Here is a 12,101-nt window from a genome sequence, read left to right on the forward strand (position 1 = left end):
ACGACAGGACCAGAGGCACCGTCCTGGAGCCAAGGCGGAGCCGTGTGTGGCCAAGAGAATCACCGAGGTCACGGTACCAGCTCGGCAGACTGCGCGCCCTTGTCGCCGTCCCAGCCAGTTTGCGTTCTCCATACAACACGTATCCCTAGCTCGCCCAGCAGGGAAACATGCGCTCTCCCTATCTCTTCACTGAATAGCGCCAGCATGCCGGGCTTATTTCCTGCGGGATAGAAGAAGTGGCGGTACTCAAGAAGTTGAGCGAGTGCCGCCCTAGCGGCTTCAGTCCCATTCCCTTTATATACCACTTTGACTTCAACCAGCCAAGTATGCGCGTCGCGGACGAGTTCTAGATCTCGTGGATGAACCCTGGTCGAGGGTCGCCAACGCATCCTCGCCATTTCTTGCCCATAGGAACGCAATAGATCTTCATGTTCTCGCTTTTTGATCAGCTCTCGACCCGCCAGCCTTGCAATATATTCACCTGAATCTTTGGGGCGAAAATCGTTTAGCAGCTTCGCCTGGTCCACAGGATCGAGTTGCGATGCAGCAACTATTGATCCTTGCGGTGATATCCGCCATCTCTCTCCCCGAGATGATGGCATCATGAGCCCTTGTCTTTTCAACAGGTGATACAGGGAGTCAAGGTTGTTCCTCCACGCCTCCTCTCCGTGTCTCCCCACCCGAGGCAAGTGGTCTTCGGCAGTGAACTGGTGGCCGAACTTGTCCGCTACATGTCGATGCACCTCTGCACGTGGGGCAGAGCCTCCGAGGTCCGCTACGGCTATGAGCAACCAGTTCTTAAGGGTGGCGCGTGAGGTTTCAGGCATGCTGGGCAGTCTGCCATCGGGCCTAGCGATAGATGATTGCTTCGTAAGATCGCTGTGCTTGTATCAGGATTGGTTAGCCCTGGGCACCTCAGTGACCGCTCCGCTGACCCAGACGAAGGGACCCGTGCCAGAACCGTGCCAGGTCGTGCGGGGAACCACGGGGAATGGCAGGGCCCAGGTCGCCGGTCAGTCAGATGTCGCAGCCGCTCCGCCACAGGTCAGCCCAGCAATCGCCCGTAGAAGACCCAAGCTTCCCAAGCTGAGAGCGCTGGCACATGGACACACGGCCGGTGGCCTCGCCACCCGGGCTGATGCGCAACTAGCCAGGGTGCGCGAAGTCCCGCAGGTCGCCGTACTCGTCTAGCCGCCACCGGACGCCGGCGTTGTCTGTGAAGTGAAGGGCCGGACGGTGGCGATCGACCTCGGCAAGCATGGGGCCGGACATGAAAAGGTAGATACGCCCGGCTCCGACTAGTGGGACGGGCACGTTCAGCCGTGGCCCGTCTGAGACGACGGTCAAGCCCCTGCGAAGCAATTCGACCTCTACAGCTGCCGAGGCCTCCTCTGCTTCCTGGTCCCCGAATCGGACTGTGACCTCGTGAATGGGTTCGGCACTTAGGTTGCGCACCTCGATCTTGAAGGTGTCGGGGATGGGCTCACCGTTTGCGTCTGCCGGGGCTCCGCTCTGTACCGTAAGCTCGACTTTCATCTCTACTTGGCGAGCTTGCGCAATCTTGCGGTCGCGAGCAGCAGCCCGAAGCTCGGCACGTTCCAGTGCCAGCGTGGCCGACTGCTCAGCAATGAACCGACGCTGCTCGTCGATCTGGTCCCGCTGGCTCTTCAACGTCCAGATCGTGGCCCCAGCCGCTATGGCGGCGAAGGAGGAACCCACCCACGTAGCGAGATCTCCAGCATCCACGAAGCCTCCTCAGCCGTAGTTGCGCTGGATCATGCCTCACACGGAGCCCAATAGGTGGCGACAGCTGTACGACAGGCAAGAACCTCACCCCCAGCAACCTTTCACGTCCGGTTCCGTCCTTTTGGTGCCATCGCGCGACCGGTATGCCCCCTGGCCGATCCGCGTGGAGCCATCGAGCAGAACGCTTCTGACATCCACGGCTGACATCAACAGCGCCGGACAAGGGCATACCTCAGCGACTTCGTTCGGCCGTCGCACCAGTCGACGGCTGTAGCCGGAACAGGCACGGATCGAACTCCTAAGGCGGTGCTCATATGAGGAGTTCCGACGGTTTGGCAGTAGCGGCCCCCGCCGAACACACCACAGCCCAGATCTCTGCAGGTGAGGTAACCCGCAGAGAGACCGTCTCCGTGTAGCCGTCATAGGCAAGGCCGTTATCCAATACCGGAGGCCAACCACGAGCACGCCACGACTCGACCGTGATGCGCTCAACAGCCCGAGCATCACGCCCAAGCCGGAAGCTCATCGTGTTCAGCACAGTCCACCCATTGCGGCCGTGCTCGTAGAGCCGGCTGTTCATGGGTGAGTGCTCACAGATACCGACCTTGGCGGCCGCGAGAGTCGACTTGATCACCAAGTAGAGCAGCGCCGACCGGTCAGGTTTGAACCCATGGTTGGCACATGCCGCACATGGACCGCCACTGAAACGGGCGTTCAGGGACGGGTCGCAGTAGTGACCCATAGCCGAGCACCGGCCCGGCCACCTGGTCGTATCGTTCGTGTACGGGATCCCCGGGTCAGGCTCATAGCCCCATGCACGCGCTGTCTGGCGCGCCTTCTCGTCGGGGAATCGAGCCTTACCGCCGCAGTGCTCGCAACTTCCCTGGCCTGAACGTATGTTGTCCAAGCGTGGACTGACGACGTTCCAGCAGCGGAGGCACCAAGCGCGGACGGGCTGCCTCACCTCGTGGATTATCTCCGTTGGCAGCACACGGCCGCGGGTGATCATGTCCGCACGGCGCTCATTCGCTCGCCGATTGTTGCGGCAGTGACCGCATCCAGCGCCCCCATACACCGGATTACGGATATAGCTAAGGTACACGTGAAACGGTGTCTCATGGCCGGGGCATCGCTTGTTGAGACACCGGACCCGCCATGGCAACGACGTGCGGCCCGGGTAGGGCTCGATCGGTTCGCAGCCGGCCTCCTTAAGTTCCGCTGTCGCTCCGACGTGATCGGTCTTAGATCTCTTCGTCACAGGCACATCGTGGCAACGAGCACTGACATACGGTCGACTGTGCATCCGCATCGAGGCGTTAGGGGAACGAAGAGCTGTGCCAGAACCGTGCCAGATCGTGCGGGGACCACGGGGAAGGGCGGGGACCAGGTCGCCGACCAGTCAGGTCCCCTAGCCACTCCGCCGCAGGTCAGTCCAGCAACCACCCGTGAGTAACCCAAGCTTCCTAAGCCGATGTTCGTCCAGGGCCCTCTTTCCGGGCGCAACGCTCCTGAATCGCCCGGTCAGAGGGCACGAGGCCACGGGAAATATCGCCCGTGGCCTCTCGTGTGCCCGCCAGACCCGGTGCCCCGGGGCGGGGCCTCGTGCGCTCCGATACCCCACGGAAGCCCGCAAGGCCTATGCGGCGGCAGGCGGCTGCTCCTCCTGGTGCACTGAGGGTGGGAGGGCGGGCGGTTCCTCGCGTTGTGCCTCCTCACTGCGAGCTTGCTTCAGGGCACGCCAAGCGTCTCTGGCACGTCCTGCAGAGGCGAACACATCGGGGAGCTGATCGAGGAAGCCACGAAGGGCGAAGAGGAAGATCGACAGCACGCCGAAGAAGGCGAGGATGGCGAGCGTCACGGCCGCGTCCAACGGTTCGGTACCTTTCGGGGGCAGGTGACCGAGCCGTGGCTCATGCGCAGGGCATTCGTCAGCTCGGCCACGGTGAAGTGGCTCGAACTGAGAAGCCCCGCGGCCGACGTATCGCCGGGTGTCTCAGTCGGCCAGGCTTTCGCCCAGCCGTCGATCAAGTCGTATCTGTAAAACAAGATCAACTAAGGTCATGGCAACCCGACGTCGGATGAGCTGAGGTGATGCAGCCTTGCTGACACAAGGCGCTCAGCCCTGACGGACTGCCGCCCTCTGGAACGCCCCGCATATCCGATGCGGATCACAGAGGTTGACCATAAAGATGATCTTGCGTAGCGCCCACGAGAGTTCGCAGCTCCACTGCGGGCACTTCAGCGAGAATAGCGCACTAGCCCGAACTGCGCCCCAGTGCAAGGATTTTGCCAGCTGTGCTGCTGAAATTGCCTTGCCCCGCCTCCTGGAGTGAGGCGGGGCAAGATGACGGCCTACGCGGCAGTGGGCGGCTGTTCCTCCTTGTCCGCCGGGAGCGCCGGGGGTTGCGCATCGGCCCTCCTGAAGGTGTCCCACGCATCCCGCGCCCTGGTGGCGGAATGCAGAACGTCCGGGACCTGGTCCAGCAGACCCTTCAGGGCGAAGAGCAGCACGGAAGCCACGCCAGCGATGGCGAGAATGATGATGATGGCGGTGCCGTCCACCGATCCTTACCTTCCCTGTCATGGGTCGGATCGGGTGCGCAGGCAGCCTCGATCCGAACCCTACGGTTCGGACCGAGACACCTGCGCTGACGCACGAACGCGCAAATGTTCTCGGGCAGGCCGACAAGTGTCAGCCCTGTTGTAGCCGTGGTGCCCTGCCGTCGTCTTCTCGTTGCGGCTTGGCGTGCGTCGAGCCGTGAGAGAGGCTCCGCAAACCTACGAGTGCGTCAGCAGGGGGAGTCAGCATCGCGCTGAACATCCCCCATGGGAATCAAAGGCCATCGCGGCCCTTGAACTCTTTCAGTTTAGCGCAGGCGCGTAGGCGATGGGGAAGATACAACTAGGCCCCAATCCTGGCGGGTTGGACGCGTGTGGTGGTCAGGTCAACGTGCGGTCGGGGGGGGGCCGTTCCCTTGGCGGCGGTGGCACTCTCAGAGCGGCCACCGGTCGTCGATCAGTGATTGGTTCGGCATCTGGCCGACCGACCACTCGCGCGCTCTGACCTTGCGCATCTCCTTGGTGGTGGCGTCGTACGTGTACACCCGAACGCTAACCCGGGCATTGGACCCCTCGGCATCCTGACCAGCAGGTGTCCCGGCGTCAGGTGGCCGAGGTCATCAGCAAGCGGATCGCCGACGGGACCTATCCGCCGGGCAGCCGCGTTTCGGGCATTGTCGATCTGAGCGCAGAGTTCGGCATCGCGGCCAGCACCGCCCAGAAGGCGTTGGCGCACCTGCTCGACACGGGTGAGGTGCGCACCGAGCAGGTCTTGGGTACGTTCGTCGCCGACTCGAAGTCGGCCGGCTCAAACCTCAAGGTGCCGGCCGGGGGCACATGGATAGCCGGGAAGGTGCATCTGGCTCAGATCAGCCACGCCCCTCAGGAGGGCAGGCTTCAGGGGCTCGTGGAGCGCTACGACACCGTCTCCGCAGCACGCCATCCGGCGCGCATCCCGGCTCAAGAAGATGACCTGACAACCTTCATCCGGGCTGTGTCGGAGGACTGGATCGAGGAATAGGAGTGCGGACTATACGTGGACGGGAGACACGTCCACGCCCATATACGGCCCTCTGACCAGCAGAGAAGCCAAAGTTGCAAGAGGCCTCCTGTGCCGTGTGCCCAGCTCGAACCTGCCTGCCCCCCCTCGCCTCAACAAGCGAGGCCCCTCGGTGACCAGCGCGGCACCTAACGCCGAAAGTCGGGAGTCAGCTCAATCTGGCCCTCGTCGTCACTTATCACGCATGAGTGGCGCATTAGACACAGTCCAACAAACTCATGTACGGACGACCTGGGCTCCGTCAGCCTGGCCGAGTGCTGCTACGTCTTCAAACCCCACGACGCCCTCTTCCCTCCTGGCTGCGCGAAGCCGTGCTGTCGGCTGGCGGTGGATATTGCACCTACTGCGGAAGCATGGGAGTTCGCGCTGAGGTAGTCGACCACGTCGAGCCTCTTGACCTGGGAGGCGCCGACGACATCACCAATCTTGTTCCTGCTTGCCGCTCCTGCAATGCAAGCAAGAAGGACCGCACTCCTGAGCAATGGAAGAAGAGCTTGGAGCGTCGGCACTACGGTCCTCCCAGAGGGTGGGACGATCCGCCGTACCCCGACATCATGCACTACACGGACGCCGGACTGACGAAGCTAGTTAGCGATGCGCAAAGTGAGGTGCTGGCAGCGGCACTCCCCCATCAGGAGCGGGCCGCTGCCAAGATGAAGGCTCTTGTCGATCGGTTTGAAGCGAATCTGCGCAACCTTACTCCTTCCCAGAGGAAGGAGGTTTTGGGGGCGCTGCGTGCTCTGGTTGATCACTACAGCTGATGGGTCCCGCCGAGGTGAAATCCGCACCACAAGCGCACCAGATCGAGCGGGGAATCACGGTGAAGGCGGCTGCACCGGACGATGCCTCCGCGAGGTGACACGAACCGGGTAAAACGTCGCCCGTCTCGACCCCGACGCTCGTATCATCCTCGAATGACCGACACGTTCGGGGCATTCGCTGTCGCCGCTCTCAGCTTGGCCGTGTCTACGGTGTCACTCAGTTGGCAAGTTGCTAGCCACTTCTTGAGCGGCGCCCGGGTGCGCTGCGAACTGTCGATCGCGATCCATGACGATGGGGATCCTGTCCCCTCCATCGTCTCGGAGGTTGTCGATCGCACTACAACGGACCTTCAGCGCGTCCAGGGCGCAGAGTTCGAATCGTACGTGCACGACGCATTCAGTGTGGTCGTACGCAACACGGGGCGTGGACCTGTGAGCGTACGCGTGCCATGCATATCCGACAGACGTCGCTCCTACTGGGGCGGTGCGCCATCTCGCGTTCGAGCAGTCGACTTCACGATGCAGGGGAGCGTCTGCCGTCTGGAGCCTGGCGAGGCGAAGACATGGCTCTTGCCAATGTGGCAGATCATCGACACGATCCGCGCCTCCCGTCCCGGTGAGCCTCTGACCTGCCGGGCCGCAGTTCTCCTAGGTACCGGACGGTGGGTGAAGGGCAGCCGCGCCAACTCATGGCATGTCCCGGCAGGGTTGACAAGCCTAAGACGCTAGTTGTGTGTTTGCGCTCGGGATCCTGCCCGGTGCCGGAGCTGTTCCGCTGACATCCAACGCTGAGATCAACGACCCCGGACGGCGGCGACACACACCAGCCACGTGTGGCACCGATGCACAAGGCAGGCGCCATCTGGGCCAGGGGTAGATCGAACTCCTAAAGCGGTGGTCACCAAGTTCAGCCCCAATGCGAGCCTGCCAAGGGCCCGCCCGATGAAACAGGGGGCCCCGGACCGTCTCCGAGGCCCCCTGCCGCACTACACACGGCTGCAGCTCAGCCCCCTCAACGATGCCCAGGCGCGACCGGCCTGCGTCCGCGGCTGGTCGCTACGCGCAGCACGTCCCGCAATGCGCTGGTCAACTGGGCGGCGAGAAGGTTCAACTCCTCCAGGTCTTCGGTGTCGTCGTCGAGTACCTGACGTGCATGCTCAAGCAGTTGGGACGCCATCCCAAGCTGGTACGCCTCGATGTGGTCCGCCAGGCGGGACACGTAGCCCCCTTGGTCACCCGTGCTCAGATAGCACGGCTTGCCGTCCGGCCCCACCCATGGGAGGAGCCTCAGTTCGTCCTCTGCCGTCATCCCTATGCTCGCCCCTCGGTAGCCTCGATGCTGGGCGTCGGCGTGCCGCTGGATGTCGAGCTCCCCGCTGCGTCGCCTCCGGGCTGACATTGGTCAGCCGCGTGGCACAGGCAGCCGCAAGCCTCGTAGATCAAGGGGAGGTCGACCGGCGCCAAATCCGGAGTGGACTCCGCGCAGGCCTGGTGCGTGCCGATCTGGCAAGCAGCCGAGCGGTACGAGGTAGCTGAGATGTCGGGGCCGAGAGTCTGCCGCCGCGAGGACGTCACTGAACCCCCAGGGGATTCGACCAGACGTCGGTCGACAGGTAAGGAGCAATGACGACCGTCGGGCGCCGTCGGGTGCGGTCTTCTCGCGCCAGCACGTACGGACGGACGAGTTCGCTGTCCTCGCCCCTGAGCAAGTGCCGATGGCTCGGCTCGTCGACGGCCTGCGCGAGGGCGACTGTCGGCTCGTCAACGGATGCCGGGGACACCGGGTCGATCGGTGGCCGCGAGGGCCTTAAAGTGCGGCGGTGCCTGCCCTTGGGTGCATGTCGCGCTCTGGCGAGAGCAACGGCGCGACGGATACGGTTGAGCATGCTGGTCAGCTCCTATCGCTGATGGCTCGGTCCCCCGACATCGCCCGTCGCGGGGACCGCTTTGCGTACGACCGCCCAGAGGGTGCGGTCGTTCAGGCTGGTGGCGAGCAGCCCAAATCGATCGGCCTCGGCCACGGCTTCCAGGACCTCCCGCCATAAGTCGGCGGAGAGAGATTCCGGCACTGCCGCTTCGACCGACGTGTGCCGGTCGTGTTCCTCCACGCGCGCGGGAAGTCCGAGGTCGGACAGCCGGGCAGCGATGGCTGCCGCGCGAACTCCCGAAGCGGGCACAGGGCAGCCTCCGTCACCGACGATCACTTTGAGTGAAGCTAGTTAACTAGATTAGAGCTAGTGGACTAGATTTTCCATATGCCTGAGCAGCCGCCCTACCTCCGCATCGCCGACGAACTCCGGCGGCGGATCGCGGAACACGCATGGGAGCCCGGGGACCGCCTGCCCTCCCGCGCCCAGATCGGCCAGGAGTGCGGTGTGGGCGAGAACGTGGTCCGCCGCGCGCAGGAGCTGCTGATTTCCCAAGGTGTGCTTGAGGGACGGGCAGGTTCGGGCACGTACGTCGCCGAGCCCCGACAGCGGGTCCGGGTCGTCCGGTCATCAGCCCGGGAGCAGCCCAGCGGATCGCCCTTCCGGGCAGACATGAAGGCCCTGGGCAGACAAGGGGATTGGGAAAGCCGGACCGAGGCCAAGGTGCCGGCACCGGCAGACATCGCAGCGCGGCTCGGCCTCACCGAGGGCGACCTCTGCGTCCGAACCACGTACGAGTTCCTTGCCGACGGCAGGCCGGTGCAGTTGTCGACGAGTTGGGAGCCGTACGACCTCACCGCCGGAACACTCGTCGTCCTCCCCGAGGGAGGGCCCCACGCCGGGGCGGGAGTCGTGAACCGCATGGCAGCGATCGGCGTCAACGTCAGCCACGCCGTAGAGCAACCGGAGCCGAGGCAGGCGACCGCCGAAGAGGCGTCACTGCTCGGCATCCAGAAGGCAGCTCTCGTGACGCACATCCGGCGGACGTACTACAGCGACGACGGGCGGCCCGTGGAGACGGCGGACATCGTGGTGCCCGCCGCGCATTGCGAGATCGTCTACGAGATCCCGATCAACCGTTAGCCAACAGTCGAGACCGAGCCGGAGTCACTGGAGTACGCCGCATGCCCAACGAGGTCCCGGCCTGCCCCGAGTGCGGCCAGCCCATGACGTCCGGCGGACTCGTGCTCTCCGAACGGGTGGACGACGGTCGGCGGGCGTGCCGCTCCCTGTGGAGGTGTAGCGATCGGCATCTGTGGTGGGGCTGGGCAGACAGGCCGGACGAACCTCTCGAGGCCTGCACGGTGCCGAACCTCTTCCACTGAGATCAAACAGCACAAGACCGCGTGTCGAATGCGTGTCGAGTTCACGGGCGAACGCGCTGCGGGCCGCACAAGTATGCAGGTCAACAGTGGCGAGTCACTCGATACACAAGGCGCCTTCTAAGCGCTTGGCCGCAGGTTCGAGTCCTGCCGGGGGCGCCTATCCTCACCAGCAAAAACGCCCCAGAGGGGTCATCCCCTCCAGGGCGTTTCGCGTCTCTGACGGCAACGCTGACGGCAACGGCCGCGTCACTCGCCGGACAGCAGGTCTCCCAGCTTGTCCAGAGCGGCCCGCTTCTCCGTCATGTCGGCGTGCGCGTAGATGTTCATGGTCACGTCCAGCGCGCTGTGCCCGACGATGTCACGGACGATGTGAGGCGGGATCCCGAGACCGAGCAGCAAGGTCACGCAGGTGTGCCGGAGGTCATGAAAGCGCACCTCCAGGCCCAGCTGCTCGCGGACGGGGTAGAAGTGCCGATTCAGGTTCCGGGGCTCGATCGGCGTCCCCCGCCCGGTGGTGAAGACCAGGCCGGTTTCCTGCCGCTGCTCCCCCGCCGCCTCTCGCTCTTCGGCCTGGCGCGCGCGGTGCCGGCGGAGAGCGTCCCCGCACACGGCCGGGAGCGGTACGGGCCGCTCCGAGCAACGCGTCTTGGGTGCGGTCAGGGTCGGCTCTCCATTGACCCGCTGGAACAACCGGATCGAGCTGGATCGGCTCTCGGTCATCAAATCGCTTGCCGATGCACTCGACGTGACCCTGGGCGACCTGCTCGCCGAACCCACCCTGTTGGAGTGGACGGCTGACAGCGGTACCCGCACGGTGCCGGCGCTTCGTTCGGCCCTGATGAACTACCGTCAGCTCACACCGCTGACTCGGCACAACCTCGAAATGGCCCGAGCCCTCAGCGCCCATAACCGCATGGACGACGCACTGACGAAGATCCTCGAAGCGGAGAGCTGGGCACCCGAGCAGGTGCGAAGCCACTACCTCGCGCGCGAGCTGGTGCTCACGTGGGTCCGGAACCAGCGATGCCGGCCGAGCCGCAGTCTGGCGGACCTGGCCAACAGGCTGCATGTCATCTGAGCTGGGTACCCTCGGCTGCATGGCGCCGACTGAACAGGAAGCGAGGATGGCGCATCCTCGGATGGCAGCGGGTGCGCTTTTCTTTGATGCCGCTGGGCGGGTCCTCATGGTGGAGCCCACGTACAAGGACTACTGGGAGATCCCCGGCGGATACGTCGAGACCGGCGAGTCCCCTCTGCACGCTGCCGTGCGCGAGGTCCAGGAGGAGCTGGGCATCACACCACCTGTTGGACGCCTGCTCGCGGTCGACTGGGCGCCGAACGAGGCCGAGGGCGACAAGGTGCTGTACCTGTTCGACGGCGGCCAGCTCAGCCAGGACGACCTGGCCAGCATCTCCTTGCAGCCCGACGAGCTCAAGAGCCTCGCCTTCTTCACCCCCGAGCAGATCTCGGAGCACACCATCCCCCGCTTGGCCCGACGCGTCATTGCAGCGGCTGAGGCCAAGACAGGCTCTGCACCGGTGTACTTGGAACACGGCCAGAAGCCGGAGAACCGAGCTGCTTGATACCCAGGACATGGTCCGACCGCTGCCGAGTCGCGAGAAGTCCTCACACTGACTCGTGGCTCAGAAGCATGAGCTCCTCGATGGAATCCAAGCAGGCCTGCAATGTGGGGTCGGGGCCCCACGTGGTGGTCAGCACGAGGACTTGGACCGCCGGGTGCTCTAGGTCGTAGAGATCCTCTTCCCCGTCGTCCCCGGGGATCTTGTTGGGCTGAATCTCGATCCGCACACCACCGCCGTCGGCGAGGTGGTAGACCCCCCGGTAGTCACTCTCGCGCTCAGCGAAGGTCAGCCCCAGGCAGGCAGTGACGAGCTCGACCACGTCGCTAACAGTGTGTGTGCTGGTGCCGTAGACGCGGTGATAACTCATGGGACACCAGACTCTATGAGACTGGCGGCATGGCGCGGTAAGACTTTCCCTACTGGTTCAAGTGCCCGCGCACGGCGCGGGCGCGCGCCGCCTCTGCGGCGCGGCCTGCCTCCTGTCTCCGCCCCGGCTGGCCGCGCCCGGCGGCGCGCTCGCGCTGCGGGTATGAAAGCGGGCAACACCCTCTGTGGCTGGGGCGGTCGGCTTCACGGCTTCAGGCAGCCACCATGGGGCGAGCCTCTAAGATCATGGCCCCAACGTCGTGCTGCAACGGGCAGGTCCACAGGCTGCCCGACTCGCCGGAAGCATAAGGGGCCATGATCACTCGCCCCATGGCATCACGTGGAGCGTAGTAATTGTTGCGGACGGTGATCAACGAAGTGAACTGAGCTGGATGCACCGGATCCCAGCGAGCGCGGACGGAACCACGCAGGTCGCGGTGCGCTAGGAGAGCGTGCGATGCGGATGATGATGAAGGCCCGCATGGACACCCAGATGTCGAATCAGGTGACGAAGGGCGGAGTGATGCCCGACTCGGTGAAGTCAGCCATCGAGCGGCTGAAGCCGGAGGCCGCCTACTTCACTCCTGAGGGCGGGCGTTCCATGATTCTCGTATTCGACATGCAGGACAGCTCAGAGCTGCCCTCCATCGCCGACCCGTTCTTCCAGGAGATGGGCGCGGAAGTCACATTTGAGCCGGTCATGAACCTCGACGAATTGCAGAGGGGCCTTGCTGCCCTTAAGTAGCTTCGGGACGAAGAGTCCGTCCCTTCCA

At 64.3% G+C, this 12,101-nt stretch carries 14 protein-coding genes and 1 pseudogene; 8 read left to right on the forward strand and 7 right to left on the reverse strand.

Going from position 1 to position 12,101, the window contains the following annotated elements; translation table 11 throughout:
- Nucleotides 1-68: 68 nt before the first annotated feature.
- Both ACIRDU_RS05155 and ACIRDU_RS05160 read right to left on the reverse strand, forming a co-directional pair.
- Nucleotides 69-527 (reverse strand): hypothetical protein, encoded by a 459-nt coding sequence (locus tag ACIRDU_RS05155; RefSeq protein WP_403574590.1) that lies wholly within the window; start codon nt 525-527, stop codon nt 69-71.
- 619 nt (nt 528-1,146) lie between these two features.
- Nucleotides 1,147-1,746, reverse strand: coding sequence for a hypothetical protein (locus ACIRDU_RS05160; RefSeq protein WP_403574592.1), 600 nt, complete (start codon nt 1,744-1,746; stop codon nt 1,147-1,149).
- A gap of 1,723 nt (nt 1,747-3,469) precedes the next feature.
- Between ACIRDU_RS05160 and ACIRDU_RS05165 the strand changes: the two genes are divergently transcribed.
- Entirely contained in the window at nt 3,470-3,787 is a 318-nt protein-coding gene (locus ACIRDU_RS05165; RefSeq protein ID WP_403574595.1) for a hypothetical protein, read from the forward strand.
- Nucleotides 3,788-4,098: 311 nt separating this feature from the next.
- Here ACIRDU_RS05165 and ACIRDU_RS05170 read toward each other — a convergent pair whose 3' ends face one another.
- A complete protein-coding gene (locus ACIRDU_RS05170; protein WP_403574597.1) occupies nt 4,099-4,308 on the reverse strand; it encodes a hypothetical protein in 210 nt (69 codons plus the stop codon).
- 604 nt (nt 4,309-4,912) lie between these two features.
- On the opposite strand from ACIRDU_RS05170, the gene ACIRDU_RS05175 reads away from it, so the two are divergent.
- The 3 genes and pseudogenes from ACIRDU_RS05175 to ACIRDU_RS05185 all read left to right on the forward strand — a co-directional run bounded on the left by ACIRDU_RS05175 (nt 4,913) and on the right by ACIRDU_RS05185 (nt 6,126).
- Nucleotides 4,913-5,326, forward strand: a complete 414-nt coding sequence (locus tag ACIRDU_RS05175) for a hypothetical protein (protein ID WP_403574600.1) — start codon at nt 4,913-4,915, stop codon at nt 5,324-5,326.
- A gap of 257 nt (nt 5,327-5,583) precedes the next feature.
- A pseudogene (locus ACIRDU_RS05180) lies at nt 5,584-5,850 on the forward strand (HNH endonuclease); the annotation flags it as partial.
- Nucleotides 5,851-5,919: 69 nt separating this feature from the next.
- Nucleotides 5,920-6,126: a hypothetical protein gene (locus tag ACIRDU_RS05185; RefSeq protein WP_403575180.1), complete on the forward strand. Its 207-nt coding sequence runs from the start codon at nt 5,920-5,922 to the stop codon at nt 6,124-6,126.
- A 1,012-nt stretch (nt 6,127-7,138) separates the two neighbouring features.
- Here the strand turns inward: ACIRDU_RS05185 and ACIRDU_RS05190 are convergent.
- Complete coding sequence (locus tag ACIRDU_RS05190) at nt 7,139-7,435, reverse strand: hypothetical protein (protein WP_403574602.1); 297 nt, start codon at nt 7,433-7,435, stop codon at nt 7,139-7,141.
- Nucleotides 7,436-8,024: 589 nt separating this feature from the next.
- On the reverse strand, nt 8,025-8,303 hold the full coding sequence (locus tag ACIRDU_RS05195) for a hypothetical protein (protein WP_030901140.1): 279 nt from the start codon (nt 8,301-8,303) through the stop codon (nt 8,025-8,027).
- Nucleotides 8,304-8,381: 78 nt separating this feature from the next.
- Here ACIRDU_RS05195 and ACIRDU_RS05200 point away from each other — a divergent pair, with 78 nt between their 5' ends.
- On the forward strand, nt 8,382-9,137 hold the full coding sequence (locus ACIRDU_RS05200) for a GntR family transcriptional regulator (protein ID WP_403574605.1): 756 nt from the start codon (nt 8,382-8,384) through the stop codon (nt 9,135-9,137).
- Between the two features lie 488 nt (nt 9,138-9,625).
- Here ACIRDU_RS05200 and ACIRDU_RS05205 read toward each other — a convergent pair whose 3' ends face one another.
- Nucleotides 9,626-10,099, reverse strand: a complete 474-nt coding sequence (locus ACIRDU_RS05205; protein WP_403574608.1) for a tyrosine-type recombinase/integrase — start codon at nt 10,097-10,099, stop codon at nt 9,626-9,628.
- Between ACIRDU_RS05205 and ACIRDU_RS05210 the strand changes: the two genes are divergently transcribed.
- Nucleotides 10,053-10,457 (forward strand): hypothetical protein, encoded by a 405-nt coding sequence (locus ACIRDU_RS05210; protein WP_403574610.1) that lies wholly within the window; start codon nt 10,053-10,055, stop codon nt 10,455-10,457. The genes ACIRDU_RS05205 and ACIRDU_RS05210 overlap by 47 nt on opposite strands.
- Nucleotides 10,458-10,476: 19 nt before the next feature.
- Nucleotides 10,477-10,962 (forward strand): NUDIX domain-containing protein, encoded by a 486-nt coding sequence (locus tag ACIRDU_RS05215; RefSeq protein ID WP_403574613.1) that lies wholly within the window; start codon nt 10,477-10,479, stop codon nt 10,960-10,962.
- 43 nt (nt 10,963-11,005) lie between these two features.
- Here the strand turns inward: ACIRDU_RS05215 and ACIRDU_RS05220 are convergent, their stop codons facing one another.
- A complete protein-coding gene (locus tag ACIRDU_RS05220; protein ID WP_403574615.1) occupies nt 11,006-11,329 on the reverse strand; it encodes a hypothetical protein in 324 nt (107 codons plus the stop codon).
- A gap of 456 nt (nt 11,330-11,785) precedes the next feature.
- On the opposite strand from ACIRDU_RS05220, the gene ACIRDU_RS05225 reads away from it, so the two are divergent.
- On the forward strand, nt 11,786-12,073 hold the full coding sequence (locus tag ACIRDU_RS05225; protein ID WP_403574618.1) for a DUF3303 family protein: 288 nt from the start codon (nt 11,786-11,788) through the stop codon (nt 12,071-12,073).
- Nucleotides 12,074-12,101 lie beyond the last annotated feature (28 nt).

The organism is Streptomyces sp. NPDC093598 (assembly GCF_044764825.1).
Lineage (GTDB): Bacteria > Actinomycetota > Actinomycetes > Streptomycetales > Streptomycetaceae > Streptomyces.